General features: G+C 69.6%; 25 protein-coding genes. 18 read left to right on the forward strand and 7 right to left on the reverse strand.

Annotated elements, in window-relative coordinates:
* The first annotated feature begins 3 nt into the window (after nucleotides 1-3).
* The 7 genes from dnaQ (at nucleotide 4) to ASF25_RS18055 (ending at nucleotide 6,204) form a co-directional block, all read left to right on the forward strand.
* Nucleotides 4-726, forward strand: a complete 723-nt coding sequence (gene dnaQ, locus ASF25_RS18025; RefSeq protein WP_056172552.1) for a DNA polymerase III subunit epsilon — start codon at nucleotides 4-6, stop codon at nucleotides 724-726.
* Nucleotides 727-729: 3 nt separating this feature from the next.
* Complete coding sequence (locus ASF25_RS18030; RefSeq protein WP_056266753.1) at nucleotides 730-1,164, forward strand: TIGR01244 family sulfur transferase; 435 nt, start codon at nucleotides 730-732, stop codon at nucleotides 1,162-1,164.
* 230 nt (nucleotides 1,165-1,394) lie between these two features.
* On the forward strand, nucleotides 1,395-1,976 hold the full coding sequence (msuE, locus tag ASF25_RS18035) for an FMN reductase (RefSeq protein ID WP_056172546.1): 582 nt from the start codon (nucleotides 1,395-1,397) through the stop codon (nucleotides 1,974-1,976).
* A 102-nt stretch (nucleotides 1,977-2,078) separates the two neighbouring features.
* Nucleotides 2,079-2,891, forward strand: a complete 813-nt coding sequence (gene ssuC / locus ASF25_RS18040) for an aliphatic sulfonate ABC transporter permease SsuC (RefSeq protein ID WP_056172542.1) — start codon at nucleotides 2,079-2,081, stop codon at nucleotides 2,889-2,891.
* Nucleotides 2,892-2,938: 47 nt separating this feature from the next.
* The gene (locus ASF25_RS18045; protein WP_056306289.1) at nucleotides 2,939-3,790 is read left to right on the forward strand and encodes an ATP-binding cassette domain-containing protein; all 852 of its coding nucleotides are present in this window, start codon (nucleotides 2,939-2,941) and stop codon (nucleotides 3,788-3,790) included.
* A gap of 69 nt (nucleotides 3,791-3,859) precedes the next feature.
* Nucleotides 3,860-5,020 (forward strand): FMNH2-dependent alkanesulfonate monooxygenase, encoded by a 1,161-nt coding sequence (gene ssuD / locus ASF25_RS18050; protein WP_056266749.1) that lies wholly within the window; start codon nucleotides 3,860-3,862, stop codon nucleotides 5,018-5,020.
* A gap of 281 nt (nucleotides 5,021-5,301) precedes the next feature.
* Nucleotides 5,302-6,204: a sulfonate ABC transporter substrate-binding protein gene (locus tag ASF25_RS18055; RefSeq protein ID WP_244473091.1), complete on the forward strand. Its 903-nt coding sequence runs from the start codon at nucleotides 5,302-5,304 to the stop codon at nucleotides 6,202-6,204.
* Nucleotides 6,205-6,299: 95 nt separating this feature from the next.
* Here the strand turns inward: ASF25_RS18055 and hisS are convergent, their stop codons facing one another.
* The 3 genes from hisS to secB form a co-directional block, all read right to left on the reverse strand.
* Entirely contained in the window at nucleotides 6,300-7,823 is a 1,524-nt protein-coding gene (gene hisS / locus ASF25_RS18060; RefSeq protein WP_056306291.1) for a histidine--tRNA ligase, read from the reverse strand.
* 122 nt (nucleotides 7,824-7,945) lie between these two features.
* Entirely contained in the window at nucleotides 7,946-8,431 is a 486-nt protein-coding gene (locus ASF25_RS18065) for a DUF3429 domain-containing protein (RefSeq protein ID WP_056172524.1), read from the reverse strand.
* Nucleotides 8,432-8,605: 174 nt separating this feature from the next.
* Complete coding sequence (gene secB / locus ASF25_RS18070; protein ID WP_056172521.1) at nucleotides 8,606-9,112, reverse strand: protein-export chaperone SecB; 507 nt, start codon at nucleotides 9,110-9,112, stop codon at nucleotides 8,606-8,608.
* 479 nt (nucleotides 9,113-9,591) lie between these two features.
* On the opposite strand from secB, the gene ASF25_RS18075 reads away from it, so the two are divergent.
* The 9 genes from ASF25_RS18075 to ASF25_RS18115 all read left to right on the forward strand — a co-directional run bounded on the left by ASF25_RS18075 (nucleotide 9,592) and on the right by ASF25_RS18115 (nucleotide 19,710).
* Nucleotides 9,592-10,317, forward strand: coding sequence for a Tim44/TimA family putative adaptor protein (locus ASF25_RS18075; protein WP_056306293.1), 726 nt, complete (start codon nucleotides 9,592-9,594; stop codon nucleotides 10,315-10,317).
* A gap of 101 nt (nucleotides 10,318-10,418) precedes the next feature.
* Complete coding sequence (locus ASF25_RS18080; RefSeq protein ID WP_244473092.1) at nucleotides 10,419-11,594, forward strand: MltA domain-containing protein; 1,176 nt, start codon at nucleotides 10,419-10,421, stop codon at nucleotides 11,592-11,594.
* Nucleotides 11,591-12,232, forward strand: a complete 642-nt coding sequence (locus ASF25_RS18085) for a Smr/MutS family protein (protein WP_056266740.1) — start codon at nucleotides 11,591-11,593, stop codon at nucleotides 12,230-12,232. The genes ASF25_RS18080 and ASF25_RS18085 overlap by 4 nt, the downstream gene beginning before the upstream one ends.
* 265 nt (nucleotides 12,233-12,497) lie before the next feature.
* A complete protein-coding gene (rho, locus tag ASF25_RS18090) occupies nucleotides 12,498-13,841 on the forward strand; it encodes a transcription termination factor Rho (RefSeq protein ID WP_056172508.1) in 1,344 nt (447 codons plus the stop codon).
* 182 nt (nucleotides 13,842-14,023) lie between these two features.
* Complete coding sequence (gene mnmE, locus ASF25_RS18095; RefSeq protein ID WP_056306297.1) at nucleotides 14,024-15,343, forward strand: tRNA uridine-5-carboxymethylaminomethyl(34) synthesis GTPase MnmE; 1,320 nt, start codon at nucleotides 14,024-14,026, stop codon at nucleotides 15,341-15,343.
* 74 nt (nucleotides 15,344-15,417) lie between these two features.
* Complete coding sequence (gene mnmG / locus ASF25_RS18100) at nucleotides 15,418-17,301, forward strand: tRNA uridine-5-carboxymethylaminomethyl(34) synthesis enzyme MnmG (protein ID WP_056306299.1); 1,884 nt, start codon at nucleotides 15,418-15,420, stop codon at nucleotides 17,299-17,301.
* Entirely contained in the window at nucleotides 17,291-17,929 is a 639-nt protein-coding gene (gene rsmG / locus ASF25_RS18105; RefSeq protein WP_056306394.1) for a 16S rRNA (guanine(527)-N(7))-methyltransferase RsmG, read from the forward strand. Before mnmG ends, rsmG begins: the two co-directional genes overlap by 11 nt.
* Nucleotides 17,926-18,774 (forward strand): ParA family protein, encoded by an 849-nt coding sequence (locus tag ASF25_RS18110; protein ID WP_056172499.1) that lies wholly within the window; start codon nucleotides 17,926-17,928, stop codon nucleotides 18,772-18,774. Before rsmG ends, ASF25_RS18110 begins: the two co-directional genes overlap by 4 nt.
* A 39-nt stretch (nucleotides 18,775-18,813) precedes the next feature.
* Nucleotides 18,814-19,710, forward strand: coding sequence for a ParB/RepB/Spo0J family partition protein (locus ASF25_RS18115; RefSeq protein ID WP_056172496.1), 897 nt, complete (start codon nucleotides 18,814-18,816; stop codon nucleotides 19,708-19,710).
* 38 nt (nucleotides 19,711-19,748) lie between these two features.
* On the opposite strand, the gene holA is transcribed toward ASF25_RS18115, so the two are convergent.
* The 3 genes from holA to leuS all read right to left on the reverse strand — a co-directional run bounded on the left by holA (nucleotide 19,749) and on the right by leuS (nucleotide 24,077).
* The gene (gene holA / locus ASF25_RS18120; RefSeq protein ID WP_056306301.1) at nucleotides 19,749-20,777 is read right to left on the reverse strand and encodes a DNA polymerase III subunit delta; all 1,029 of its coding nucleotides are present in this window, start codon (nucleotides 20,775-20,777) and stop codon (nucleotides 19,749-19,751) included.
* A 13-nt stretch (nucleotides 20,778-20,790) separates the two neighbouring features.
* Nucleotides 20,791-21,348 carry an LPS assembly lipoprotein LptE gene (gene lptE / locus ASF25_RS18125; protein ID WP_056172987.1) on the reverse strand — a complete coding sequence of 186 codons (558 nt, stop codon included), beginning with the start codon at nucleotides 21,346-21,348 and terminating at the stop codon, nucleotides 20,791-20,793.
* 125 nt (nucleotides 21,349-21,473) lie between these two features.
* Nucleotides 21,474-24,077, reverse strand: coding sequence for a leucine--tRNA ligase (gene leuS, locus ASF25_RS18130; protein ID WP_056306304.1), 2,604 nt, complete (start codon nucleotides 24,075-24,077; stop codon nucleotides 21,474-21,476).
* A gap of 252 nt (nucleotides 24,078-24,329) precedes the next feature.
* On the opposite strand from leuS, the gene ASF25_RS18135 reads away from it, so the two are divergent.
* Nucleotides 24,330-25,043 carry a YggS family pyridoxal phosphate-dependent enzyme gene (locus ASF25_RS18135; RefSeq protein WP_056306306.1) on the forward strand — a complete coding sequence of 238 codons (714 nt, stop codon included), beginning with the start codon at nucleotides 24,330-24,332 and terminating at the stop codon, nucleotides 25,041-25,043.
* A gap of 10 nt (nucleotides 25,044-25,053) precedes the next feature.
* On the opposite strand, the gene ASF25_RS18140 is transcribed toward ASF25_RS18135, so the two are convergent.
* Nucleotides 25,054-25,479, reverse strand: coding sequence for a MarR family winged helix-turn-helix transcriptional regulator (locus tag ASF25_RS18140; RefSeq protein ID WP_056172483.1), 426 nt, complete (start codon nucleotides 25,477-25,479; stop codon nucleotides 25,054-25,056).
* 115 nt (nucleotides 25,480-25,594) lie between these two features.
* Between ASF25_RS18140 and ASF25_RS18145 the strand changes: the two genes are divergently transcribed.
* On the forward strand, nucleotides 25,595-26,905 hold the full coding sequence (locus ASF25_RS18145; RefSeq protein ID WP_056306308.1) for an MFS transporter: 1,311 nt from the start codon (nucleotides 25,595-25,597) through the stop codon (nucleotides 26,903-26,905).
* Nucleotides 26,906-26,914 lie beyond the last annotated feature (9 nt).

The raw sequence follows: 26,914 nt of genomic DNA on the forward strand, positions 1-26,914 counted from the left end.
GCGATGCTGCGTGAGATCGTCCTCGACACCGAGACCACCGGCACCGACGCCAAGAACGGCGACCGCCTCATCGAGATCGGCTGCGTCGAGCTCATCAACCACGTGCAGACCGGCAAGGTCTTCCACAAACTCGTGAATCCCACCCGGCCGGTTTCCCAGGGCGCCTTCGGGGTGCACGGCATCTCGGATGCGATGCTGGCCGACAAGCCGCTCTTCGCCGACATCGTCGACGAGTTCCGCGACTTCTGCGGCGACTCCCCCCTGGTGATCCACAACGCGCCCTTCGACGTCGGCTTCCTCAACATGGAATACGCCCGCCTCGGCGCCGCGGCCCCACCGCCCATCGACCTCGCCGCCGTCATCGACACTCTGCAACTCGCGCGGCGCAAGCACACGGGCGCCTCCAACACCCTCGACGCCCTGTGCGTGCGCTACGGCATCGACACCACCCGGCGCACGAAGCACGGGGCGTTGCTCGATTCGCAGATCCTGGCGGAGGTCTATGTCGAGCTGCTCGGCGGCAAGCAGACCAGCCTCGGGCTCGCCGTCGCCGAAATTCCGGCCGAGACCGGGCCGGCGCTGGCCGAGGACGGTGCCCCCATCGGCCCGCGCCGCCTGCGCCACCGACTCACCCCGGACGAGAGCGCCCGCCACGCCGCCTTCCTCGCCACCCTCGGCCCGGCCTCCGTCTGGCGCGACTATCTCGGCGAAGACGGAACGGCCTGACCCATGCGCCTCACCCGAATCGACGACACCGTCTCGGTCGCGGGTCAGCCGGCCCTCGACGAGATCGCTGCGCTCGGACGCGCGGGCGTCACCACCCTGATCAACAACCGGCCGGACGGCGAGGAGCCCGGCCAGCCCGGCACTGAGGCCGAGGCCGCCGCCGCGCAGGAAGCGGGCCTCGCCTATCACCACCTGCCGGTGACGGGGGCCACCCTGGGGCGGCCCGAGATCGATGCGTTTCGCGCGAGCCTGCGGGCTGCCCCCGGTCCCGTCGTCGCCCATTGCCGCTCCGGCACGCGTTCCTTGACCCTCTACGCCCTCGCCGCGGTCCTCGACGGGCGCATGCGTCGCGACGCGGTGCTCGCCTTCGGCACCCGCCACGGCTTCGACCTGACGGGGGCCGTCGCCTGGCTCGATGCCAACGCACCCGACAGCTGAACCGTCCGCACCGATGGTGCAGTGCCCTCTCGGTTTCGGAGCCCCTCGGCCGCGGACAAAACAATATTCTCTTCTCGTCCGGGATCGAAGAGTGTTCGTCTTCGCTCTGGGGTATCTTTGAGGGAACGTTTCATTGACCGACGGGTGACCGTGGGACATCTTTTCGTGAACACAGAGTTGCTTCGAGCGACGCTGTCTGTCCTCCGAAAAGCTGTTCGATCGGAACATTCATGACCCGCCCCCGCATCGTCGGTTTCAGCGCGAACCTGCAGCGCCCCTCGAAGACGCGCAGCCTCGTCGAGGCTGTCGCCGCCCAGACCGAGACGCAGATCCAGGCCGAGATCCAGCTGTTCGACATGGTCGATGCCGGCACCGCCCTCGGCGCGGCCTGGTCGCGCCAGGACCTGTCCCTCCCGGCGCGCCGCATCGTCGAGGCCATCGAGGGCGCCGACGCCCTCATCGTCGGGTCGCCCGTCTACAAGGGCGCCTATACGGGCCTGTTCAAGCACCTGTTCGACCTCGTCGATCCGACGGCGCTCACGGGCAAGCCCGTGGCCATCGTCGCCACGGGCGGAGGCGCCCGCCATGCCCTCGTGGTCGAGCACGCCTTCCGGCCCCTGTTCGGATTCTTCGGGGCGCTCGCCCTGCCGACCGCCGTCTACGCGTCCGATGCCGACTTCACCGATGGGGCCCTGACGGATCCCGGCGTGCGCGCGCGGGTCTCCGATGCGGCGGGCCAGCTCGCGAGCCAGCTCATTCACGCCTCGGCCGCGCGTGGCGGCGTCCGTGCCGTGGCCGGCGCCGCCCGGTGATCCGAAGGCGGCCCCGCCCCGCATCGGCGCAGGCCTGACCCCGAGAAGCCCATCCGCGTCCGCGACGCCGTATGGGCGGTCCCTCCCAACGGCTGACATCCCATGGCAAGTCCCTCCCTTTCCGCGCCGCGGCTCTCCACGCGTCTGCGTGACGGCGCCGCCCAGCGCCTCGTCCCCTGGCTCCTGCCCCTCGGCATCGTGCTCGGCTGGCAGGCGGCGAGTTCGGCCGGCCTCGTCTCGACCCGGTTCATGCCGGCGCCCCTGGATGTGATCGCGGCGGGCTGGCAGCTCGGCCGCACGGGCGAACTCTGGGCCAACCTCTGGGTCAGCACCCTGCGGGCGCTGGCGGGCTTCGCCGTCGGCGGCGGCATCGGCTTCGCGCTCGGCCTCGCCAACGGCCTGTCGCGCGCCTCCGACCGGCTCACGGACACCACCGTGCAGATGGTGCGCAACGTGCCCCACCTGTCCCTCATTCCCCTGGTGATCCTGTGGTTCGGCATCGGCGAGGAGGCCAAGCTCTTCCTCGTGGCGCTCGGCGTGTTCTTCCCCGTCTACGCCAACACGCTGCACGGCATCCGCTCCGTCGATCCGCAGCTCGTGGAGATGGGCCGGGTCTACGGCCTGTCGTCGTGGAGCCTGTTCACCCGCGTGGTCCTGCCCGGCGCCCTGCCGTCGATCTTCGTCGGCCTGCGCTACGCGCTCGGCATCATGTGGCTGACCCTCATCGTTGCCGAGACCATCTCGGCTTCGTCGGGGCTCGGCTACATGGCCATGCAGGCACGCGAGTTCATGCTCGTCGATGTCGTGGTGCTGGCCATCGTGATCTATGCCGGCCTCGGCAAGCTCGCCGACGTGCTCACCCGCTGGCTCGAGCGCACCTGTCTCGCCTGGAATCCCGCCTACCGGACCGTCTGAGGCGCCGCCTCGCTCCAAGCCCTCGAAGAACTCCAACGGACCCGGCCATGACCGCCACCGCCCTGCGCGTCCACGACGCCGCGCCCGAAACCGTCCCCGTTCAGAAGCCCGCCGATCGGCCGGCGAAGGGTACCGCCCCCCGCGCCCGGCCGCCCGAGGCCACCGGCGGCCTCGCCGTCACCGTCCGCGACCTGTCGAAATCCTTCGACGGGCATACGGTCATCGCCGGCCTCGACCTCCATATCCCGGCCGGGCAGTTCGTGGCCGTCGTCGGCCGTTCGGGCTGCGGCAAGAGCACCTTGCTGCGCCTCATCCTCGGCCTGGAGCAGCCGAGCGCCGGCCGCGTCGTCCTCGAATCCGACGCCGTGCGGGCGCCCCCGAAGCGCATCATGTTCCAGGAGCCGCGCCTCCTGCCCTGGGCCAAGGTGGTGGACAACGTCGCGGTGGGCTTGGGCGAAACCGGCACCCGGGCCGAGCGCCGGGCGCGGGCCGCGAGCGCGCTGGCCGAGGTCGGCCTCACCGACAAGTCGGCCAACTGGCCCGCCACCCTGTCCGGCGGCCAGCGTCAGCGCGTGGCGCTCGCCCGCGCCCTCGTCTCCCGCCCCGGCCTGCTCGCCCTCGACGAGCCCCTCGGGGCCCTCGACGCCCTCACCCGCATCGACATGCAGGCGATGATCGAGGCGATCTGGCAGGCACAGGGCTTCACCGCCCTCCTCGTCACCCACGACGTCGCCGAGGCCGTGGCCATGGCCGACCGCATCCTCGTCGTCGAGAACGGGCACATCGCCCTCGACGTGAAGGTCGACGTGCCCCGCCCGCGCCGGCGCGGCGACCCGGACCTCGCGGCCCTCGAAGGCCGCATCCTCGACCATCTGCTTCAGAACCAAGCGCCGGCCTGAGCCGGGCATCCTGCAGAACCAAGCGCCGGCTTCGGCCGCGCTTTCGCCCCTCATCCGAAAGAGTTTCCCATGACCGGTCAGACCGACGTCCTCTGGTTCCTGCCCACCCACGGCGACGGCCGCTACCTCGGTGCCCAGGAGGGCGCGCGCGCAGTCACGCTGCCGTATCTCCGCCAGATCGCGCAGGCGGCGGACGAGCTCGGCTATTATGGCGTGCTCCTACCCACGGGCCGCTCGTGCGAGGATTCCTGGGTGGTGGCCTCCGCCCTCGTCCCCCTGACCCAGCGCCTGCGCTTTCTCGTCGCCGTGCGCCCCGGCCTGCAGGAACCGGCCGTCGCCGCCCGCATGGCCGCCACCCTCGACCGGATCTCCGACGGCCGCCTCCTCATCAACGTGGTCACGGGCGGCGATCCGGTGGAGCTGCGCGGCGACGGCGTGTTCCTCGATCACGACGAGCGCTACGTCGTCACCGACGAGTTCCTGCACATCTGGCGCGGGCTGATGTCCGGCGAGACCGTCAGCTACGAAGGCAAGCACCTCAAGGTCGAGGAGGGCCGGGTGATCTTCCCGCCCGTGCAGAAGCCCTACCCGCCGCTGTATTTCGGCGGCTCCTCCCCCGCCGGCATCGAGGTCGCGGCCGAGCATTGCGAAGTCTACCTGACCTGGGGCGAGCCCCCGGCCGGCGTGGCCGAGAAGATCGCCAAGGCCAGGGAGGCCGCCGACCGGAAAGGCAAAACATTCTCGTACGGCATCCGCCTGCACGTCATCGTCCGCGAGACCGAGGGCGAGGCCTGGGCGGCCGCCGAGAACCTGATCTCGCGCCTCGACGACGAGACCATCGCCAAGGCGCAGGCCACCCTGAAGCGCCAGGATTCCGTCGGCCAGAGCCGGATGATGGCGCTCCACGGCGGCGACCGCACCAAGCTCGAGGTCTCGCCCAACCTCTGGGCCGGCGTCGGCCTCGTGCGCGGCGGCGCCGGCACCGCCCTCGTCGGCTCCGCGGATCAGGTCGCCGACCGGATGAAGGAGTATATCGATCTAGGCATCGATCGCTTCATCCTGTCGGGCTACCCGCACCTCGAGGAAGCCTACCGCTTCGCCGAACTCGTGTTCCCGAAGCTCCCCTTGCGCGCCACCACCGGCGTCGCCCCGAGCAACGCCCGCAACGACGGGCCCTTCGGCGAGGTGATGGCCAACGACATCGTGCCCCGCCGGGTGTCGGCGCACTGAGGACGCACCTCTCTTCCCCTTGCGGGGAGGGATCGAGGGTGGGGGTGGTTCCGCCGGCCTCCGCACAGTGAAGTCCTGGCTCGATGAGGAGCGCCCGGCCACCCCCACCTCCGACTCCTCCCCGCGAGGGGGAGGAGCGCGCTTCCGGTGTCCACCGAATCCCGTCCCCTCCCCCTGTCGGAAGAACGTCCATGCCACGCGCCACCACCCATGCCCTCGTCGCCCCGAGAGTCCCATCCGTCGGCGCCTGGGCGTGGTTCGCCGCCGCCCTCTCGTTCCTGATGCTGTTCACCCTCCAGGCCCGGGCCGACGAGAAGGTGATCCGGATCGGCTACCAGAAGTACGGCACCCTCGTGCTCCTCAAGGGCAAGGGCCTGCTGGAGGAGCGTCTGAAGCCGCTCGGCTACCGCGTGACGTGGTCGGAATTCCCGTCGGGCCCGCCCCTGATGGAAGCGCTCAATGCCGGAGCCATCGATTTAGGCTCGGCCGGCGAGGCGCCGCCGATCTTCGCCCAGGCCGCGAGCCGCGATCTCGTCTACGTCGCTCACGAGCCGGCCGCGCCGCGGGGCGAAGCGATCCTCGTCGCCGCCGACAGCCCGATCCGCACCGTGGCCGACCTGCGCGGCCGGACCATCGCCCTCAACAAGGGCTCCAACGTCCACTACTTCCTCGTGCGTGCCCTCGAAGCGGCGGGCATCCCCTACGATGCGGTGAAGCTCGCCTTCCTCGGACCCGCCGACGCGGCGGCGGCCTTCGCCCGCGGCTCCGTCGACGCCTGGGCGATCTGGGACCCCTACCTCGCCTCCGGCGAGCGGGCGACGGGCGCACGCACCCTCGTCACCGGTGAGGGCCTCGTGCCGAACCGGCAGTTCTACCTCTCGCGCCGCCCCTTCGCCGACGCCGCCGTCAACCGCGCCGTCCTCGACACCACCCTGGCGGCCATCGGGACCATCGACGCCTGGGCCAAGGACAACACCGATGCGGTCGCGGCCGAACTCGCGCCGTCCGTGGGCATCCCGGCCCCGATCCTCACCGTCGCCCTCAAGCGCCTCACCTACGGGGTCACGCCCCTCGACGCCGGCACCGTGGCCGACCAGCAGGCCGTGGCCGACACCTTCCACCGCCTCGGCCTGCTGCCGAAGCCCCTGGTGGTCTCGGACGCCGTGTGGAAGCCCGGCAGCTAAAACCCGAATCCACACGGAGTGACGACGAAACGCGAAAGGGCGGGGGGATGCGTCCCCCCGCCCTTTCGCTTGGCATCGTTCACCGAGGCGGTGCCCTAGTAGTGCCGCGCCAGGACTTCGCGCACCCGCGCGACCATCTCGGCCTCCGGCACCGAGAACTGCGCCGGCCGGGCGGCCTTCCACTCGGCGTTGCTGCTGATGCCCTCGGCGGCCTTGGCGCCCTCGATGAGGTCCTTGATCTGGACCTCGCCGGCCTCGCGCTCGTTCGAGCCCTGGATGATGGCGCAGGGGGAACCCCGCCGGTCGGCGTACTTCATCTGCGCCTTCATGCCCGAGCCACCGAGGTAGAGCTCGGCCCGGATGCCTTCGCCGCGCAAGGCCGCGACGAGGCGCTGGTAATCGGCGATGTTTTCACGATCCAGCACCAGCACGACCACGGGGCCGGGCTTGCTTGTGCCCTCCAGCAACGGGCTCCCGGTGAGCTGGAGCGCCGAGAACAGGCGCGAGACGCCGATGGAGAAGCCGGTGGCCGGCACCGGCTCCGAGCGGAACCGCCCGACGAGACCGTCGTAGCGCCCGCCGCCCGCCACCGAGCCGAAGCGCACGGTCTGGCCGTCCTCGTTCACGACCGGGAAGGTCAGCTCCGCCTCGTAGACCGGGCCGGTGTAGTATTCGAGGCCGCGCACCACGCTGGGGTCGGCGCGGATCCGGTCGAAGCCGTAGCCGGCCGCCGCGCACAGGCGCATCATCGCGTGGAGTTCGGCGATCCCCTCGCGGCCGGTCACCGAATCGCCCACCACCTCGGTCCAGGTGCCGAAGAACTGTTCCCAGAACGCCATGCGGTCGGCGCCCTCCACGGGGGCGGACTGGAACGAGACGTAGGCGAGGATGCGCTCCACCGCCGCCGCATCGAGGCCGGCGCCCTTGGTGAAGTCCCCGCTCTCGTCCTTGCGGCCGGCACCGAGAAGGTCGCGCACGCCGTCGGGCCCGAGGCGGTCGAGCTTGTCGATGGCGCGCAGCACGGTGAGGCGCTGGCCCGCCTTGTCGGCGCCCGCGAGGCCGATGGCCTCCATGACGCCGTCGAGCACCTTGCGGTTGTTCACCTTGACGACGAACTGGCCGGTGAGCCCGAGCTTCTCCAGGGTGTCGGCCATGAGCATGCAGATCTCGGCATCCGCCGCGACGGTGCCGGCCCCGACGATGTCGGCGTCGAACTGCATGAACTGGCGGAAGCGCCCCGGGCCGGGCTTCTCATTGCGGAAGACGTAGCCGGCGCGGAAGCTGCGGTAGGGCTTGGGGATGGAATCGAAATGCTCGGCGACGTGGCGGGCCAGCGGCGCCGTGAGGTCGTAGCGCAGCGACAGCCAGGATTCGTCGTCGTCCTGGAACGAGAACACGCCCTCGTTCGGCCGGTCGAGGTCGGGCAGGAACTTGCCGAGCGCCTCGGTGTATTCGACGAACGGGGTCTCGAGGGCCTCGAAGCCGTAGAGTTCGAAGCTCTGGCGGATCGTCTCCAGCATCCGGTGCTGGGCGGCGATCTCGTCCGCGCGGCGGTCGACGAACCCGCGCGGCAGGCGCGGCTTCAGGGTGTCGGCCTTGTTTGAATCGGCCTTGGCCATGGTGGTTTCGCTCTGCGGACGGCTTGAAAGGGTTGCGCGGGCTCTATCGCGGGGGGACCGGGGCGGCAAGCGCGGCCGGCATCACGAGCGCGGCCGGCACCCGGACCGAGTGCGGCGCCGATCTACAGCTTCAGGGCGAGGAGCGCGCAAAGGCTCAGAATCGCGATGGGGATCTGGAGCGGACGCAGGCGCGCGAAGAACAGGGGCGCTTCGCCCCGGCGCGCCGCGATGGGATCGAGCACGGCGATCCCGGCGAATCCGACGATGAGCAGAATGAGCGCGGGGCCGGTCGCGCCGCCGGTCGTGAGCACGAGGGCGCAGAAGCCGAGGAGGAACAGGGCCAGCATCGTGGCGATCTGGACCCAGGTCGGACCGCCCTCCGTGCGGAAGCTAAGGCCGCGCCGGACGCCGGAGAGGAACAGCAGGATCGCGCAGCCCCACAGGGTGGTGAGGGACAGAGCCAGCTCGCCCCAGACCCCGCCGAGCCACCACGCGGCCGCCGCGCCCGCTGCGAAGGGCAGCATCGGTCCGTAGCCGAACACCACACTGAGCCACGGCACGGCCCCGGGCTCGGAGACGGTCAGTGTCCGGTTCTCCTGGTCCGTCATAGGCCCCTCCTGCGCGAAAGGCGGGTAACCGGCCGGGCGTCGTGCTGTTCCAGCTTCATTCCGGCACAGGACCACGGTCTGCGACGGGGACGATACGGCAAAGAAAAGCCCCGGCCGTGAGGCCGGGGCAAAGAGCGTTCGCTCGACGAAGTGACGTCGGGGAACCGCTCGGGCTCAGGACGAGAGCGGGCCGGTCTCGGCGCCTTGCGCTTCCATCGCCTTCTGGCGGTAGAGGCCGACGAAATCGATGGGGTCGATGTAGAGCGGCGGGAAGCCGCCATTGCGCACGGCCTCGGCGACGATCTGGCGCGCGAACGGGAACAGCAGGCGCGGGCACTCGATCATCACGGCCGGATGCAGCTGGTCCTGCGGGATGTTGCGCATGCGGAAGATGCCGGCATAGGTCAGCTCGAACGCGAACAGCACCTCGGTGCCGGTCTTGGCGTCGCCCTCCAGGGTCAGCTCGACCTCGAAGTCCTCTTCGGCGAGCTGCTTGGCGTTGACGTTGACCTGGATGTTGATCTGCGGCGCGGATTCCTGGGGCTGAAGCGAGCGCGGGGCGTTCGGATTCTCGAAGGAGAGATCCTTGGCGTATTGCCCCAGGGCGTTGATGGCGGGGAGCTGGTCCTCGGCCTGCGCCGTGGCGCCACCGTTCCCGTTCGGTGCCGATGTGTCGGCCATGGCGTTGTCGTCCTTCTCAAGAGCCCTGGGGGCGCGATCCTTGGGAGCACATGCGGGCCGGCGACCGAGCCAGTTCTTGTGTGCTTGCGACGGTTGCGACCACCCATCCGGTGCGAGAGCGCGCTATCATGCCCATCCGGTGCGAACAAGGCGCCGGCGGGCGGCGGCTGGAACCGGGCCGGGCACGCACCATATCCCGGACAACGCGGCAGGCCGAGAACGCACCACGGCGTTGCGGCGGGCGCGCTCGACGGGTCGGGTTGAACGACCCGGCTCGCTCCCGGCGCGGGCCTCGGCTAAGAGTGCTGGCAAAACTCCCGCCCATGGCCGGATCCATGGTTGGATCGGGCTCCGGGCGCGACGGTGCGACGGAAGTTTGGTGCGGGAGTTTGGTAACGGACTCGCAACGCGCGGGATGCGGGGTTTCCGGAGCCCCTCGAACTTCAGCTGTCGTGCGACGGCCACGATCAGGATCGGTGATGCAGGACTCCTTCGACTTGACGACCTTGATCTTCCTCGCCCTGGCGGTGTTCGTGATCTGGCGGCTGCGCTCGGTGCTCGGCCAGAAGACCGGAGCGGAACGCTCGCCGTTCAAGCCCGTGGACCGCAGCCGCACGGAGCCCCCGGCCAACCGGACGGAGGGCGACAACGTGGTTCGCCTGCCCGGCGCCGACCGTGCGCCGGCCGACCGGAGCCAAGCGGCACCCAAGGCGGAGGTCCGCGACTGGCGCGGCATCGCCGAGCCGGGCTCGGCCATCGCCAACGGCCTCGAAGCGGTGGTGCAGGTGGAGCCCGGTTTCGATCCGCGCGGCTTCGTCGAGGGTGCCAAGTCGGCCTACGAGGCCATCGTGATCGCCTTCGCCAAGGGCGACCGCAAGACTCTGCGCAGCCTGCTCTCGCGGGAGGTCTGCGAAGGCTTCGAGCGCGAGATCGACGCCCGCGAGGGCCGGAAGGAAGTGGTCGAGACCACCTTCGTCTCCCTCGACAAGGCCGAGATCGTCGCCGTCGACGTGAAGAACCGCGTCGCCCAGGTGACGGTACACTTCCTGTCCCACCTCATCACCGCGACCCGCAACGCGCAGGGCCAGGTGATCGACGGCAGCGCCGAGACCGTGGTGGAGGTGCCCGACGTGTGGACCTTCGCCCGGACGCTCGGCACCCGCGACCCGAACTGGCAGCTCGTCGCCACCGAAGCCGGCGCCTGACCCCTCCGGACCGCGTGCGACCACTCGCCCTCGGCGCGGCCTTGGCCGCCCTCGCCCTCTGCCCTCCCCTCCCCGGCTCGGTCGCCCACGCGGCCGAGCCGCTGCGCTTGGGCGGAAGGGTCTTGGGCGGAGCGGTGCTGGAGGGGGTTGACCTCGCGCGCCTGCCGGGCTTTCCCGGTCCCGATCCGGTCCGTGCCCTCGAAGCCTTCCGCCGGACCTGCGCGGCGGCCCCCGTCCCGATGGCGCCGTCGGTCGCCGGCGATGCGGGCGATCTCGCGGCGGCCTGCGCCCGCGCCGCCGCCGTCCCGCCCGAGGGCGCGGCCGCCTTCTTCGCTACGGCGTTCGACGCCTACCGGATCGTCCGCCCCGCGGTTGACGGCGTTCCCGAGCGCCGGGCGGGATTCCTGACCGGGTATTTCGAGCCGGAACTCACGGGCTCGTCCGTCGCGGCTCCGGGCTTCACCGCGCCCGTCCTCGCCCGGCCCGACGACCTCGTGAGCCTGGAGCCCGGCGAGATCCGAACGGGCCTCGATCCGGCGCTCCGCGCCGCGCGCCGGACGGAGACGGGGCTGGCCCCCTATCCCACCCGCGCCGCCATCGAGGACGGAGCCCTGGGGGAGGTCGCCAAGGCGCTGCTCTGGCTCGACCCCGTCGACCTGTTCGTGCTGCAGGTCCAGGGGTCGGGGCGGGTGCGCCTGACCGACGGCCGGACGGTGCGGGTGCTCTATGACGGGCGCAACGGCCGGCCCTACACCTCCATCGGCAAACTCATCGTCACCGAGGGCCACCTGCCCCTGGACGGCCTCACCCTGGCGCGCTGGACGGGCTGGCTGCGGGACAACCCCGAGACGGCCCGCCGCCTGATGCGCCGCAACGAATCGTACATCTTCTTCAAGCTGGCGCCCGTCGAGGACCCGTCGCTCGGCCCCCCGGGGGCCGCCGGCGTCGCGCTGAGCCCCGGACACAGCCTCGCGGTGGATTCCACCCTGTGGCGCTACGGCCTGCCGTTCTGGCTCGAAGCCGCCGGCGATTCCCGGACCGCGCGCCTCGCCATCGCGGCCGATACCGGTTCGGCCATCGTCGGCCCGGCCCGGGGCGATCTCTACCTCGGCACCGGCGAGGCTGCGGGTGTCGCCGCCGGCAACCTGCGGGCGACGGCCGGCTTCGTCGTGCTGCTGCCCCGTTCCGGCGAGGCCAAGGCCTTTCCCGAGGTCCCCCCGAAGGCCCCCGCCGAGGTCCCCCCGAAGGCCCCTGCCCTCGCCCCGACCCAACCATGAGACTCCCCCGCCGACCCCGTGGCCTCTCCGGCGAGGACGCTTACCTGTGGGGTGAGATCGCCCGCCTGATCACGCCCCTGCGCGCGAAGTCCAAGCCCAAGCCGAAAGCGCCGGACGCCAATCCGCCCGCCACGCCGCTGCCGAAGGCCGGTGCGAAGCCGGCTCACAAGCCTTCGTCCGCGACGCCTGCGAAGCCGGCCGTGAAGCCGCCGGCGAAACGCGTCACCCTGAAACCCAATCCGCCTCCGGCCCTCCCCGCTCCCGTCGTCGCCCCGCCGGCCGCGGCTCCCGCCCTGGCGCCCGGGCTCGAGCGCCGCGTCCGTCTCGCTTTTCGGCGCGGTGCGCTCCAGGTCGATGCCCGGATCGATCTCCACGGGATGTACCAGGCCCAGGCCCACGGCGCGCTGACCGGGTTCCTCATGCGGGCACGGGCAGCCGGCCACACCCATGTGCTCGTCGTCACGGGCAAGGGTGGGATGGATTACAACGACGCCTTCTCGGAGCGCGGGGTCCTGCGCCGCAGCGTGCCGCATTGGCTGCGCGCGCCCGAGCTGCGCAGCATCGTGCTCGGTTTCGAGGAAGCGGCCCGTCACCACGGCGGAGCCGGGGCCCTCTACGTTCGCCTGCGCCGCCGCTGATAGGCGCGTCCCGGGGGCGGGTCGTGCCGGTCCCGGTTGAGGGCTTGAGAAAAATCGAGAATCACGATAGGGCTGAACTCCCTCCTCGTTATGCCGTGCTGCATCCCGTGAGCCCCAAGGCTCCCTCAAGACGATGCGCGGAGCCGTCCCCCTTCGACGCTCCGACCAAAGGCGCCTTCACCGCGCCCGGCGACTCCATCCCAGAATGCATTCCGCCCTTCCGTCCGTCCTGCCGCGGTTTTGAATTCCCAGGTTTTGAATTCCCATGACAGCCTCATACGACGCCCTTGAACCCGTGGATTCGCTGGCCGAGGGCGGCCTTGCCGCCGCCGATCTCGATAGCAAGCGCGAGGTCAAGCTCCAGGATCTCAAGTCGAAGACGCCGACCGACCTGATCGCTTTCGCCGAAGAGGTCGAGGTCGAGAACGCCTCGACCATGCGCAAGCAGGAGCTGATGTTCGCCATCTTGAAGCAGCTCGCGGCCAAGGAGGTCGAGATCATCGGCGCCGGCACCGTCGAAGTGCTGCAGGACGGCTTCGGCTTCCTGCGCTCGTCCGATTCGAACTACCTGCCGGGTCCCGACGACATCTACATCTCGCCGACCCAGATCCGCCGATTCGGCCTGCGCACGGGCGACACGGTGGAGGGGCCGATCCGGGGTCCGAAGGACGGCGAGCGCTACTTCGCCCTGCTCAAGGTCAACACGATCAACTTCGAGAACCCGGAGAAGATCAAGCACAAGGTCCACTTCGACAACCTGACGCCGCTGTTCCCGACGCAGCGCTTCAAGCTCGAACTGGACAATCCGCCGAAGAAAGATTTCAGCCCTCGGATCATCGACATCGTCGCCCCCATCGGTAAGGGCCAGCGCGCCCTGATCGTGGCGCCGCCGCGCACGGGCAAGACCGTGCTGATGCAGAACATCGCTCAGTCGATCACCATCAACCACCCGGAATGCTACCTCATCGTGCTGCTCATCGACGAGCGCCCCGAGGAAGTGACCGACATGATCCGCTCGGTGAAGGGCGAGGTCATCGCCTCGACCTTCGATGAGCCGGCCACTCGTCACGTGCAGGTGGCCGAGATGGTGATCGAGAAGGCCAAGCGCCTCGTGGAGCACGGCCGCGACGTGGTCATCCTGCTCGATTCGATCACCCGCCTCGGCCGGGCCTACAACACCGTGGTGCCGTCCTCCGGCAAGGTGCTGACCGGCGGCGTCGACGCCAACGCCCTACAGCGGCCGAAGCGCTTCTTCGGTGCCGCCCGCAACATCGAGGAAGGCGGCTCGCTCTCGATCATCGCGACCGCCCTCATCGACACCGGCTCGCGCATGGACGAGGTGATCTTCGAGGAGTTCAAGGGCACCGGCAACTCCGAGATCATCCTGGACCGCAAGGTCTCGGACAAGCGCATCTTCCCGGCCATCGACATCACCCGCTCGGGCACCCGCAAGGAAGAGCTCCTGGTTCCGCCGGACTCGCTCAAGAAGACCTACGTGCTGCGCCGCATCCTCAACCCGATGGGCGTCACCGACGCCATTGAGTTCCTCATGGACAAGCTGCGCCAGACCAAGAGCAACAACGACTTCTTCGACTCGATGAACACCTGAGCTTTTCGAGAAGGCCCCCTCCTTTCCTTTGGCGTGGGAGGGGGCCGAAAAATTCGTTTCGTTCCGACCGAGTGCCAGACCGACCCGGCACGCAAGTCAGTGTTAAAAAACAACGAATTCCGCCGGAAACTATATCTCTTGCCGGCTTATGAAATTAGCCACTAAGCTGTGACTGCCCGGTGATGGACCAGCCCCCCACGATCTTCGCGCCGGCGAGTGGCTTCGGCCGCGCTGCTGTCGCGGTGATCCGGATCAGCGGCCCCGCCTCCGCATCGGTCCTGATCCGCCTGTCGGGCTCCCTCCCCGCTCCCCGTCGCCTCGTCCTGCGAACCCTGCAGGCGCCGCAAGTGCAGGAGACCTTGGATCAGGCCCTCGTCGTGTGGATGCCGGGACCCGGCACGTTCACGGGCGAAGACATGGCCGAACTCCATCTCCATGGCGGTCCGGCCGTCCGCGCGGCGGTGCTGGGTGCTCTTGCGGCTCTTCCCGGATGCATTCCGGCCGAGCCGGGAGCCTTCACCCGGCGCGCCTTCCTCAACGGTCGCCTGGGTCTCACCGAGGCCGAGGGCATCGCCGACCTCATCGACGCCGAAACCGAAGCCCAGCGCCGCCAGGCCCTGCGCCAACTCGACGGTGCACTCGGTCGTCGGGTCGCGGCGTGGCGCGACCGCCTCATCGATCTCCTCGCCGGCGTCGAAGCCGCCCTCGATTTCTCCGACGAGGGCGATGTCGACGACGATGCCCTCGACGCCGCCCTGTTTGCCAAGGCCCGGGTGATCCGCGATGCCATCGCCGCCGCCCTCGATGACGGGGGGCGCGGCGAGCGCCTGCGCGACGGCTTCACCGTCGTCCTCGCCGGTCCACCGAACGCTGGCAAATCCACCCTGCTGAATGCCCTCAGTCGGCGTGACGCGGCCATCGTCTCCCCGGTTCCCGGCACGACCCGCGACGTCATCGAGGTACGCTGCGATCTCGGCGGCTTGCCGGTTCTCTTGATCGATACGGCGGGCCTGCGCGAGGCCGGCGACGCCCTCGAAGCCGAGGGCATCCGCCGGACAAGGGCTCGCATCGCCCAAGCCGATCTCGTGCTTCTCCTGGCGGAGGCCGGTTCGACCTCCGACATGACCGATCTGTCCGTTCCGATGCCCCCGGTGCTTCGGGTCCAGACGAAGGCTGATCTGTCCGAGGGTTCGCGCTCCGCCGAGGGCCACGTCATCTCGGCGATGACCGGCGAGGGGCTCGACACCCTTCTCGATGCCATCGAACACCATGCCTCGGTGTCGATCGGGGGCGAGGCCGCGCTCATCACGCGCCAGCGGCACCGGGAGGGGCTGACGCGCTGTCGCGATCACCTCGACCGCTTGGTGCAGGGCGCTGTCCTACCCGAACTCGCCGCGGAAGATCTGCGTCTCGCCGTGCGGGCCCTGGGCGAGGTTGCGGGTCAGGTCGGTGTCGAGGAAATGCTCGATCGGCTGTTCTCCGGGTTCTGTATCGGAAAGTAGACAGGCCCGCAGTTTCACGTGAAAAACCGCCGGAATCGTTGACGGTGGCGCGCTCGGGCGCGTACTCCAGCGCCATGCTCCATTTCGTTCTGCCCTATGACGTGATCGTCGTCGGCGGTGGTCACGCCGGCACCGAAGCCGCCGCCGCTGCCGCACGGTTCGGTGCCCGCACGGCCCTGGTGACCCATAGCGCCGCGACCATCGGTGCGATGTCCTGCAACCCCGCCATCGGCGGGCTCGGCAAGGGGCATCTCGTCCGGGAAGTCGATGCCCTCGATGGTCTCATGGGACGGGTCGCCGACGCGGCCGGGATCCAGTTTCGCCTGCTCAACCGGCGTAAGGGACCGGCCGTGCGCGGCCCACGCACCCAGGCCGACCGCAAGCTCTACGCCGCCGCCATGCAGGCCGCCATCGCCGAGACGGCGAACCTCACGGTGATCGAGGGCGAAGTCGGCGACCTCACCGTTCACGACGGCCGAGTCGTGGGTGTCGTCCTGGGGGATGGACGTGCCCTCCCCTGCGCCGCCGTGGTGCTGACCACCGGCACCTTCTTGCGCGGTCTCATTCATATCGGAGAGATCCAAACCCCCGCTGGACGAGTCGGCGAAGGCCCGTCCATCGGCCTTGCCGAAACATTGGATCGTCATGGTTTCGCACTGGGGCGTCTGAAGACCGGGACACCGGCCCGCCTCGACGGGCGTACCATCGCCTGGTCCGGACTCGAGATGCAGTCGGCCGACGCCGATCCCGTGCCGTTCTCGACTTTGACCGAGCGGATCACTACGCCGCAGATTCAGTGTGGCATCACCCGCACCACCCAGGCGGTACACGACCTCATCCGGGCCAATCTCCATCGCTCGCCGATGTATTCCGGTGGAATTGCCAGTCGTGGCCCGCGCTACTGTCCGTCGATCGAGGACAAGGTCGTGCGGTTCGGCGACCGGGAGGGCCACCAGATCTTCCTCGAACCCGAAGGGCTCGACGATCCCACGGTCTATCCCAACGGAATTTCCACCGCCTTGCCGGAGGCGGTGCAGCGCGCAGTGATCGCCCTGATCCCGGGCCTGGAGCGCGCTACCATCGTGCGTCCGGGGTATGCCATCGAGTACGACTACGTCGATCCCCGCGAACTCGATACGACGCTTCAGACGCGCCGGTTGCCGGGTCTGTTCCTGGCCGGGCAGATCAACGGCACCACCGGCTACGAGGAGGCGGCAGGGCAGGGGCTGGTGGCCGGTCTCAATGCGGCGCGTTTGGCCGGTGGGGCCGAGCTCGCCACCTTCGACCGGGCGGAATCCTATCTCGGGGTCATGATCGACGACCTCGTCACCCACGGGGTGAGCGAGCCCTATCGCATGTTCACCTCGCGCTCCGAGTATCGCCTGTCCCTCCGCGTCGACAACGCCGATGAGCGGCTGACGCCGCGCGGTGCGGCGTTGGGCTGCGTCGGGACCCGCCGCGCCAGCCACTTCGCCCAGGCGCAGGGGGGGCTTCACGCGGCAAGGGCCTGTCTCGACGGCCTGAGTCTCACACCGAACGAGGCCGCTGCGCACGGCATCCCGCTCAACCAGGACGGGATCCGGCGCTCGGCGTTCCAACTGCTCTCCTACCCGGAGATCGACTGGGCCCGGCTTGCCGCGGTATGGCCGGACCTCTCGGGTGTCCCGGACCGGATCGCCGAGCGTCTCCAGACGGACGCCACCTATGCGGTCTATCTCGATCGCCAGAACGCCGACATAGCTGCGTTCCGGCGTGACGAGGCCGTCGCCCTCCCCGCCCGTCTGGATTACGGCGCGATTCCCGGCCTGTCCAACGAGATGCGGAGCAAGTTGGAAACCGTGCGTCCCGGAACCCTCGGCCAGGCGGCACGGATCGAAGGCGTGACCCCAGCGGCGCTGACCTTGCTCGCTGCTCATGCCCGGCGTGGGCACCGCCCGAGTGCCGCGCATGCAAGCTGAGTTCGGACGCGACCGCGTCCTCTCCGAGGCCGGTGTTTCACGTGAAACAGCGTCGAGGCTGGACGTTTATGTCGAGCAGCTTCGCCGGTGGCAGACGGTGAAGAACCTCGTCGGTCCCGCGACACTCGACGAAGTCTGGACCCGTCACATCGCCGACGCGCTGCAACTCGCGGCGTTGGCGCCGGATGCCACGCGCTGGCTCGACCTTGGTTCAGGGGCTGGCATTCCCGGCCTGATCCTGGCGCTGGCCGGTCACGGGCGGCCGGGCTTTCAGGTCGATCTCATCGAGAGCAACGCGCGCAAATGCGCGTTCCTCCACGAATCCGCGCGCCTGACTTCGGCACCCGCGCGGGTGCACAACGTCCGGATCGAGGATGCGATCGGCAGCCAGACCGGTGTCGAGATCGTGTGCGCCCGCGCGCTCGCTCCCCTCACCCAGCTGCTTGCCTGGACCGAGCCCCTGTTGAAAACCGGCACCGTCGCGCTGTTTCCCAAGGGGCGTGACGTGCAATCCGAATTGACCGAGGCGGCGCAACGGTGGAGATTCGTTTACGATCTTGTGCCGAGCCGTACCGATTCTGACGCGCGGATCGTCCGCGTCACGGCCCTCTCCCGCGTGGATTCATGACCAGCGCTCCCACATCCGATCCCCTCAGCGGCGGCAGGCCGGACCGGCCCCTGCGCATCCTCGCCCTCGCCAACCAGAAGGGCGGGGTCGGCAAGACCACGACGGCGATCAACCTCGGCACGGCGCTCGCTGCCATCGGGGAGTCGGTCCTGGTGATCGACCTCGATCCGCAGGGCAACGCCTCGACAGGGCTCGGTGTCGACCGGCGCCAGCGCAAGGTCTCGACCTATCATGTGTTGGCGGGGGAGGCGGAGCTGGGAGCCGCCTGCGTGCAGACGGCCGTGCCCCGTCTCATGGTCGCCCCCTCGACCATGGATCTCCTCGGCCTGGAAATGGAGATGGCGACCGCCCCCGACCGGGCGCACCGGCTGCGCAACGTCCTGAAGGGCGTCGGCCAGAGCGGGACGACGCAGGGCGTGACCTACGTCCTCATCGATTGCCCGCCCTCGCTCAACCTCCTCACCATCAACGCCCTGGCGGCAGCCGACGCGGTGCTGGTGCCCCTGCAATGCGAGTTCTTCGCCCTGGAAGGCTTGAGCCAGTTGCTGCGCACCGTCGAGCAGGTCCGGGGCGCCCTCAACGCGCGCCTGACCATCCAGGGGATCGTCCTGACGATGTTCGATCCGCGCAACAACCTCTCCGCACAGGTGGTGGCCGACGTGCGCAGCTTCATGGGCGACAAGGTCTACGAGACCATGATTCCCCGCAATGTGCGCGTGTCGGAAGCGCCGTCGCATGGCAAACCGGTGCTGCTCTACGATCTCAAATGCGCCGGCAGCCAAGCCTATCTCCGCCTCGCCTCCGAGATCATCCAGCGCGAGGGGCGTCTGCCCGTCGCGGCCTAATCCATGAAAACAGTGCGTAACGGAGTCGAGCGGGTGGCGATGGCGGATGATGTGGTGCGGCCTCGGCTCGGGCGTGGTCTCGCGGCCCTGATCGGTGATTTCGGCGACGAGGGGGCCGACGCGAACCGGTCCCAGGCCCAGCGCAAGGTCGCGGTGGAGTTCCTGCGACCGAACCCACGCAACCCGCGCCGGCGCTTCACGGAAGCCGATCTCGAAGAACTTGCGGCGTCGATCAAGGTCCGGGGCATCATCCAGCCCATCGTGGTCCGGGCCTTGTCGGGCGTGCCCGACACGTTCGAGATCGTGGCCGGTGAGCGCCGTTGGCGGGCGGCCCAGCGTGCGGGCCTGACGGAAGTCCCGGTGGTCACCGTCGAGATCGACGACCGCACCTCGCTCGAATTCGCCATTCTGGAGAACGTCCAGCGCACGGACCTCAACGCCATCGAAGAGGCGGCCGGCTACGAGCGGCTGATGAGCGAGTTTCAGTACAACCAGAGCGAGTTGGCCGAGATCATCGGCAAGAGCCGCAGCCATCTTGCCAACACCCTGCGCCTGCTGCAGCTGTCTCCCGCGATCCAGGATCGGGTGGTCGCCGGCGAGATCACGGCGGGCCACGCTCGCGCCCTCCTGGCGGTGAAGGATCCCGAGGCCGTCGCCCGGCGGATCGTCGAGGAGGGGATGTCGGTGCGCGAGGTCGAGGCCCTGGCGTCGGCCGAGGTTCCAGATAGCGACGCCCCCCGACCCGGCCGTCCCCGCCGTGGTGCCGAGAAGGACGCCACCCTGCGGTCCTTGGAGCAGGCCATGGGCCGGGCGATCGGCATGCCGGTCTCGTTCAAGACCAAGGCCGCCGGCACGGGCGAGATCCGCATCCGGTACGAGACCGCCGAAGAGCTCGATGGTCTCTGCCGTCTGCTTCAGGTGAGCCCGCAGGGGTAAAGACGATCCCCCCGCCTCGTTGAGGCGGGGTGCCCCCTTCAGCGCCGCCGCGCAGCCTCTGAGGCGATCCGCAGGAGGGTGCTCGACGCGTTGGCGTGGGCGAGATCCGGCGGCGAGCGGCGGCAGGCCAGCACGGCCTCCTGCAAGAGCTGGATCGCGTGGCGGAGCGCCGGAGGCGTCCAGCGCGCGAGCTGGGTCTCCGCCGTGGCCTTGCGGCGAAAATGCAGACCGCGCCAATTGCCGACCATCATGCTGGCGCTCTGCCCCTCCCCGGCCAGACGGGTGGCGAGGAGCGTCAGGGCGTGGCGCAGGGCCGAGCCGAGCATCACCGAAGGGTCCATGCCCTCGTGGCGAAAGCGGCGGTAATCGCGCTCGACATCGGTGGTGCGGCCCGAGAAGGCCGCGTCGATCAGTGTGTTGAGGACACTGGCGGCGACGTCGCTCACCACGGCCTCGACGTCGTCGAGGCTCACCGTGTCCTGCCCGCGGGCGTAGAGCGCCAGCTTCTCGATCTCCGACAGGCTGGCACCGCGATCTCCCCCGAGGCTCGTCGCCAGCACGTCGCGCGCCTCGCGGGCGATCCGAAGCCCCTGCTCCTGCAGGGTGCGCTCGATGAGGTCGCCGAGGGCGCGCTCGTCGTCCGGGTAGCACGGGATCGCCAGGGCCTTGGGCGACTTCTCGCAGAGGGTGCGCAGCGGCGCGGATTTCGCCAGATCCCCGGCCTCCACGACGATGCGGGCCTGAGTGATCTCGGCCTTCAGGGCGGCCTCGACGGCCGGTGCGTAGTTGCGGCTTCCCGCCCGCACCCAGATCGTGCGGTTGCCGCCGAACAGGCCGACGGTGCCGGCCTCGTCGACGAGTCGGCCGGCATCCTGCGCCAGGGTGTCGCCGTCGATCTTCACCATGGCGAACGGGTCGCCCGGATCGGAGACGAAGGCTTCGGCGAGGCGCTTGGCACGCTCGAACACCAGGCCGGTGTCCGGTCCGTAGAGGAGCAGCACCGCGATGCGCGGGTCGGGCCCGCGCCGGATCAGCGCCTCGACATCGCTGGCCTTGACGGCGGTCATGCGGGCGAGCCCGTCAGGGCTTCGTCACCAGCACGGAGGCGATGCGGGTCTTGATCTGGTCGGCCAGCACCTTGGCGAGACGGATCTCCGCATCGCGGGCAGCACGCAGGGAGGCGAAGCGCTGCACCGAGCGGTCGTAGGTCGCCGTCGAGGTCGCGACACCTTCGCTGATGATCTTGGTGCCGTCGAGATTCTCCAGGGAGTACTTCACGTTGGCGATGATGGTCCCGGCCTCGGCGCGACCGGTCTGGGACGAGACGATGGGGGTCTGCACCGTCTCGCTGCCCTGCATCTTGAGGCGGTAGCGCTTGGTCGAGGGCTGGCCCGAGCCGTCGAGATCGAAGATCAATTCGCTGCGCAGATAGTGGCCGATGCGCTCCTGGCCCTGGGCCATGCTGACGTCGTCCACCTGCACGGACGCGAGCAGGGCCGCCATGGGCTCACCTGAAGCAGTGGGGCCGTAGAGGGGCCGGAAGCATGCGGAGAGATTGAGGCCGAGGGCGCAGACGAGCGCCACCCGGGCCGCCCGACGCGCAAGGCCGTTCCGCTCCGTCCGAATCGCCACACGCATCATCGTCGCCGCCGTTCCGACTGCCCAGTTTCGAAGGGCCGAGCTCGCTGTGTACGGCGAAGCCAGGCCCGCCGCCACCCTAGTGGCCGTGTGGTTTACGCTTCGTCTCCGGCCGGATCGTGGGCCTACACGACGAGGTTGACGATCCGGCCGGGTACGACGATCACCTTCTTCGGTGCACGGCCTTCGAGGGCCTTCCGCACGGCCTCGTCCAGGAGCGTCAGGCGTTCGACCTCGGCCTTGTCGGCGTCGCGCGGCACGGTCACGTCCGCCCGCTTCTTGCCGTTGATCTGGACGGGGAGGGTGACGGAATCCTCAACCAGGAGCGCACGATCCGCTACGGGCCAGGGCGCCTGGGCCACGAGGCCGTCGCGACCGAGGGCGTGCCAGCACTCTTCGGCGAGATGCGGCATCATCGGTGCCACGAGTTGGGTGAGGATGCCGGCGGCTTCTCGGGCGGCCCCCGCGTCGACGCCGCCGCGCAGGGCTTCGTCGAGGGCGTTGGCGAGGGTGTAGATGTGCGCCACGCAGCGGTTGAAGCGCAGGCGCTCGACATCCTCCTCGACGGAGGCCAGGGCCTTGTGTGCCGCCTTGCGCAGGGCGGCGTCGTTTGCGCCCGCCGTGCCGTTCGCCCCCGCCGCGAGGGAGACGAGGCGCCAGACGCGCTGGACGAAGCGGGCTGCACCCTGGACGCCGTCCTCGGTCCAGATCACGTCGCGCTCGGGCGGTGAGTCCGAGAGCATGAACCAGCGTGCGGTATCGGCGCCGTAGCTCGCGATGATGTCGTCGGGGTCGACGACGTTCTTCTTCGACTTCGACATCTTCTCGATGGCACCGATGGCGATGGGCGCATCGGTTTTCACGTGGAACGCCTGGCGCTCACCGGACTCGGCGGTGATGCGGATGTCGGCCGGCTGAACCCAGGCGCCGGCCGCGTCCTTGTAGGTCTCGTGGACGACCATGCCCTGCGTGAACAACCCGTCGAAGGGCTCGGACACGCCGGACCAGCCGGTGGCTTGCATCGCCCGCATGAAGAAGCGCGCGTAAAGCAGGTGCAGGATCGCGTGCTCGATGCCGCCGATATACTGGTCCACGGCGAGCCACTGATCGACGGCCTTGCGGTCTGTGGGCGCGTCCTGCAGCCACGGTGCGGTGAAGCGCGCGTAGTACCAGGACGAATCCACGAACGTGTCCATGGTGTCGGTCTCGCGCCGGGCCGGCTTCCCGCAGGTGGGGCAGGGGACGTCGCGCCAAGCGTGGTCGCGCTCCAGCGGATTGCCGGGCACGTCGAACGAGACCTCGTCGGGCAGGCGCACGGGCAGGTCGGCCACGGGCACCGACACGGGGCCGCAGGCGTCGCAATGGATGATCGGGATCGGGCACCCCCAGTAGCGCTGGCGCGACACGCCCCAGTCGCGCAACCGGAACTGCACCTTTCGCGATGCGATGGGGGCGCCCGAAAGGGTCTCGGATTCGAGGCGGTTCGCCACCGCATCGAACGCCTCGTCCGTGGTCATGTCGTCGAGGAAGCGCGAATTGATCATCCGGCCGTCGCCGTCATAGGCGGTGTCGGTGACGACGAAGGTCTTGGCGTCCTGCTCTTCAGGGCAGACCACCGGAGTGTTGCCGAGGCCGTACTTGTTGGCGAAATCCAGATCGCGCTGGTCGTGGGCCGGGCAGCCGAACACCGCCCCGGTGCCGTATTCCATCAGCACGAAGTTCGCGACGTAGACCGGCAGCAGCCACGACGGGTCGAGGGGGTGGCGCACCCTCAGCCCCGTGTCGAATCCGAGCTTCTCCGCCGTATCGATGGCGGCCTGGGCCGTGCCCGTGCGGCGGCACTCTTCGATGAACGTCTGGAGTTCAGGGCGCGCGGGCGCGAGCGCCGCCGCGATCGGGTGGTCGGCCGCGATCGCCAAGAACTTCGCGCCGAACAGGGTGTCGGGGCGGGTGGTGTAGACCTTCACCTCCGGCCCCACGCCGGAGGGGGGCGCGTCGAGGGCGAAGCGGACCTCCAGCCCTTCCGAGCGTCCGATCCAGTTCTTCTGCATCACCCGGACTTTTTCCGGCCACCGCTCCAGGCCGTCGAGGGCGTCGTACAGGTCCTGGGCGAAGTCGGTGATCTTGAAGAACCACTGGGTCAGCTCGCGCTGCTCCACCAGGGCGCCCGAGCGCCAGCCGCGCCCGTCGATGACCTGCTCGTTGGCGAGCACCGTGTGGTCCACCGGGTCCCAGTTCACCTTGGCCGTGCGGCGCGTCACCAGTCCCTTGTCGAGGAAATCGAGGAACATGCGCTGCTGGTGCTTGTAGTAGTCGGGATCGCAGGTCGCGATCTCGCGGCTCCAGTCCAGGGACAGGCCCATGCTCTGGAGCTGGCCGCGCATGGTGGCGATGTTGGCGTAGGTCCATTCGCGCGGGTTGACCTTGCGCTCCATGGCGGCGTTCTCGGCCGGCAGGCCGAAGGCGTCCCAGCCCATGGGGTGCAGCACGTTGAAGCCGCGCGCCCGCTTGTAGCGGGCCACCACGTCGCCCATGGCGTAGTTGCGCACGTGGCCCATGTGGATGCGCCCGGACGGGTAGGGGAACATCTCCAGCACGTAGTATTTCGGCCGGCCGTCGTCGTTCCTGGTGGCGTAGATGCCGGCCTCATTCCAGGCCTGCTGCCAGCGCGGCTCGGTCTCCTTGGCGTTGTAACGCTCGGGCGCGGCGGGGCGGGCGGACTGGGTCATGGCGGGCGCCATCCAAATGGAGGAGCGGGCGGCGTCCAGGCGCGCCCGAAAGGGTTGGCCGCCGGACTACCACGCGGCGTCACCCGGTCAACACGAAGGCGCGCCTGGAAATCTTGCTGGGTCGGGAGTTCTGCCGTGTCAGCGGCTCTGCCTTGCCGGCACCCGTGTTCTTGCCGGGACCCCTGCCTTGCCGTGCGCGTTCGGAATGGTAGTCCGATCCCAGATCTCACGACCCCTCCGAGAACGAACCCCATGGCCGACGCCCCCTTCGAGTATGCCCGCCCGCCCGCCGTCGATGTCGTCGCCGGCCTGGAGGCCGTGCGCGGAAAAATCCGGCAGGCGGCCGACGATGCCGAACGCGATCCGGCGTCCATCGCCCTCGTCGCCGTCTCGAAACTGATTTCAGCCGAAGGCATCCTGCCGGCCCTGGAAGCGGGACACCGGGTGTTCGGAGAGAACTACGTCCAGGAATCGAAGGCGAAGTGGCCGGCCCTGCGGGAGCGGTTCCCGGACGTGGAGTTGCACCTCGTCGGGCCGCTCCAGTCGAACAAGGCCCGCGAGGCGGTAGAGCTGTTCGACGTGATCCACGGCCTCGACCGGCTCTCCCTGGCCGCGGCACTCGGGAAGGAGATCGCGCGGAGCGGCCGGACCCCGAAGCTCCTCGTCCAGGTCAACACCGGCGACGAGCCGCAGAAGGCCGGCGTCTCGCCGGCCCATGTCGATGCCCTGCTCGCCGAGTGTCGCGACACCCACGGCCTCGCGATCGACGGGCTGATGTGCATTCCCCCGGCGGAGGACCCGCCCTCGGCCCATTTCGCCCTGCTCGCCCGCATCGCGGCACGCCACAACCTGCCGATCCTGTCCATGGGCATGAGCGCGGATTACCCGGCGGCGATCCAGATGGGCGCCACGCATATCCGCGTCGGTACGGCGATCTTCGGGGCTCGGCCCTCCAGAACCCAGTAGGACCGCGCCGTCAGAGCGTATCCACCACCCGCGCCATGGCGGCGCGAAGGGCCGCCGCCTCGGGGGGCCCGAATCCCTGCTCGAAGGCGGCCTGCGCCCCTTGCCAGAGCGGCGCCGCGGCAGCCAGGCGCTCCGCACCCGCCGGCGTCAGTGAGAGTTTGCGGGTCCGGGCATCGCGTCCGACGCCGATCGCCAGCAATCCCTCCCGCTCGAGGGGACGCAGCGCCCGGCCCAGCGTGGTGCGGTCCATCACCATCCCGGTGGCGAGGGCGTTGATCGACATCGGACCCGACCGGCCGAGCCGGGCCAGTATCGGATACTGTGTCGCCCGCAGTCCCGCCGGCGCGAGGTGCCGGTCGTAGAATTGCGTCAGTTGCCGTGCGCCCTGCCGGACGGCGAGACACGTGCAGATTGCGATGGGGGTGGGCTCCGTCATGCCGGTACTTCCAGATGTTTCGCCACGACGCGACGGGGGATGCTTGAATAAAGCGTGCATATGCGCCTATGCAACGCGCATCTGAGACAGGCGGTTCGCCCCGGAGCGATCAGGCATGGCCTTTCGGGCCCTCCACCCTTCGACGGCCCTGGCGGGCGCCTTCGCGCGCCGCGACATCCACTATGGCTGGGTGGTGGTGGCGGTCACGTTCCTGACCATGCTGGTGACGGCGGGCGCCGTGGGCGCGCCGGGCGTGCTGATCCTGCCGCTGCAAAAGGAGTTCGGCTGGGACACGGCGACGATCTCCTCGGCCCTGGCCATCCGGCTGGTGCTGTTCGGCCTGATGGGACCTTTCGCGGCCGCCCTGATGAACCGGTACGGTCCGCGCCGCGTCGTCCTGACCGCCCTGTCCCTCATCGCCGGCGGCCTCGTGGCGTCCCTTTGGATGAGCCAGGTCTGGCACCTGATCCTGCTGTGGGGCGTGGTCGTCGGGATCGGTACCGGGCTGACGGCCCTGGTTCTCGGCGCGACGGTGGCGACCCGGTGGTTCTCCCATCGCCGCGGCCTCGTGGTCGGCCTGCTCACGGCGAGTTCGGCCACGGGCCAGCTCGTGGTGCTGCCGGTCCTGGCGGCGCTGACCGAGCGGTTCGGCTGGCGGGCGTCCCTCCTGCTGATCTGCGGGCTCCTGCTCGCCGCAGGGCTCGGCGTCCTGGCCCTGATGCGCGACCGGCCGGAGGATCTCGGCCTGCTGCCCTACGGCGAGACGAGACCCCTCGCGGCCGCCTCGACCCCGACGGCGGGCGGGGCCGTCGCGGTCCTGCGCGACGCCGGACGGACGCGGGTTTTCTGGGTTCTGTTCGCCACGTTCTTCATCTGCGGGGCCAGCACCAACGGACTGATCCAGACCCACTTCATTCCCCTGTGCGCCGATTACGGCATCGGTCCCGTCCAGGGCGCCAGCGTGCTCGCCGCGATGGGGATCTTCGACTTCGTCGGCACCGTCGCGTCGGGCTGGCTGTCCGACCGCTACGACAACCGCTGGCTGCTGTTCTGGTACTACGGCCTGCGCGGCCTCTCGCTGATGTTCCTGCCGTTCTCGGACTTCTCGTTCGTCGGGCTCTCGCTGTTCGCGGCCTTCTACGGCCTCGACTGGATCGCCACCGTGCCGCCGACCGTGCGGTTGACGGCGTCGCGCTTCGGCCGGGAGCGGGCGAACCTCGTGTTCGGATGGGTGTTTGCCGGGCATCAGCTCGGCGCGGCGACGGTGGCCTACGGTGCCGGCCTGTCGCGCACGGCGCTGTCGAGCTACCTGCCGGCCTTCTTCGCCGCCGGCGCCCTGTGCCTGATCGCGGCCGGTCTGATCCTGACCCTGGCCGATCTGGAGCGGCGGGGCGACGGCGTTCCGAACGCCGTGCCGGCGCACTGACGGCGCGTA

The organism is Methylobacterium sp. Leaf100, assembly GCF_001422845.1.
GTDB lineage: Bacteria > Pseudomonadota > Alphaproteobacteria > Rhizobiales > Beijerinckiaceae > Methylobacterium.

What these genes read in the sequence shown, in the direction of transcription:
- ssuC (WP_056172542.1), top strand. Translation starts at nt 2,079, where the DNA reads ATGGCAAGTCCCTCCCTTTCCGCGCCGCGGCTCTCCACGCGTCTGCGT.
- ASF25_RS18140 (WP_056172483.1), bottom strand. Translation starts at nt 25,479, where the DNA reads ATGACGGAGCCCACCCCCATCGCAATCTGCACGTGTCTCGCCGTCCGG.
- ASF25_RS18030 (WP_056266753.1), top strand. Translation starts at nt 730, where the DNA reads ATGCGCCTCACCCGAATCGACGACACCGTCTCGGTCGCGGGTCAGCCG.
- ASF25_RS18065 (WP_056172524.1), bottom strand. Translation starts at nt 8,431, where the DNA reads ATGACGGACCAGGAGAACCGGACACTGACCGTCTCCGAGCCCGGGGCC.
- lptE (WP_056172987.1), bottom strand. Translation starts at nt 21,348, where the DNA reads ATGCGTGTGGCGATTCGGACGGAGCGGAACGGCCTTGCGCGTCGGGCG.
- ASF25_RS18045 (WP_056306289.1), top strand. Translation starts at nt 2,939, where the DNA reads ATGACCGCCACCGCCCTGCGCGTCCACGACGCCGCGCCCGAAACCGTC.
- secB (WP_056172521.1), bottom strand. Translation starts at nt 9,112, where the DNA reads ATGGCCGACACATCGGCACCGAACGGGAACGGTGGCGCCACGGCGCAG.
- hisS (WP_056306291.1), bottom strand. Translation starts at nt 7,823, where the DNA reads ATGGCCAAGGCCGATTCAAACAAGGCCGACACCCTGAAGCCGCGCCTG.
- holA (WP_056306301.1), bottom strand. Translation starts at nt 20,777, where the DNA reads ATGACCGCCGTCAAGGCCAGCGATGTCGAGGCGCTGATCCGGCGCGGG.
- ASF25_RS18110 (WP_056172499.1), top strand. Translation starts at nt 17,926, where the DNA reads ATGACCAGCGCTCCCACATCCGATCCCCTCAGCGGCGGCAGGCCGGAC.
- ASF25_RS18085 (WP_056266740.1), top strand. Translation starts at nt 11,591, where the DNA reads ATGAGACTCCCCCGCCGACCCCGTGGCCTCTCCGGCGAGGACGCTTAC.
- ssuD (WP_056266749.1), top strand. Translation starts at nt 3,860, where the DNA reads ATGACCGGTCAGACCGACGTCCTCTGGTTCCTGCCCACCCACGGCGAC.
- rsmG (WP_056306394.1), top strand. Translation starts at nt 17,291, where the DNA reads ATGCAAGCTGAGTTCGGACGCGACCGCGTCCTCTCCGAGGCCGGTGTT.
- ASF25_RS18055 (WP_244473091.1), top strand. Translation starts at nt 5,302, where the DNA reads ATGCTGTTCACCCTCCAGGCCCGGGCCGACGAGAAGGTGATCCGGATC.
- ASF25_RS18075 (WP_056306293.1), top strand. Translation starts at nt 9,592, where the DNA reads ATGCAGGACTCCTTCGACTTGACGACCTTGATCTTCCTCGCCCTGGCG.
- mnmG (WP_056306299.1), top strand. Translation starts at nt 15,418, where the DNA reads ATGCTCCATTTCGTTCTGCCCTATGACGTGATCGTCGTCGGCGGTGGT.
- mnmE (WP_056306297.1), top strand. Translation starts at nt 14,024, where the DNA reads ATGGACCAGCCCCCCACGATCTTCGCGCCGGCGAGTGGCTTCGGCCGC.
- leuS (WP_056306304.1), bottom strand. Translation starts at nt 24,077, where the DNA reads ATGACCCAGTCCGCCCGCCCCGCCGCGCCCGAGCGTTACAACGCCAAG.
- ASF25_RS18145 (WP_056306308.1), top strand. Translation starts at nt 25,595, where the DNA reads ATGGCCTTTCGGGCCCTCCACCCTTCGACGGCCCTGGCGGGCGCCTTC.
- ASF25_RS18115 (WP_056172496.1), top strand. Translation starts at nt 18,814, where the DNA reads ATGGCGGATGATGTGGTGCGGCCTCGGCTCGGGCGTGGTCTCGCGGCC.
- dnaQ (WP_056172552.1), top strand. Translation starts at nt 4, where the DNA reads ATGCTGCGTGAGATCGTCCTCGACACCGAGACCACCGGCACCGACGCC.
- ASF25_RS18135 (WP_056306306.1), top strand. Translation starts at nt 24,330, where the DNA reads ATGGCCGACGCCCCCTTCGAGTATGCCCGCCCGCCCGCCGTCGATGTC.
- rho (WP_056172508.1), top strand. Translation starts at nt 12,498, where the DNA reads ATGACAGCCTCATACGACGCCCTTGAACCCGTGGATTCGCTGGCCGAG.
- msuE (WP_056172546.1), top strand. Translation starts at nt 1,395, where the DNA reads ATGACCCGCCCCCGCATCGTCGGTTTCAGCGCGAACCTGCAGCGCCCC.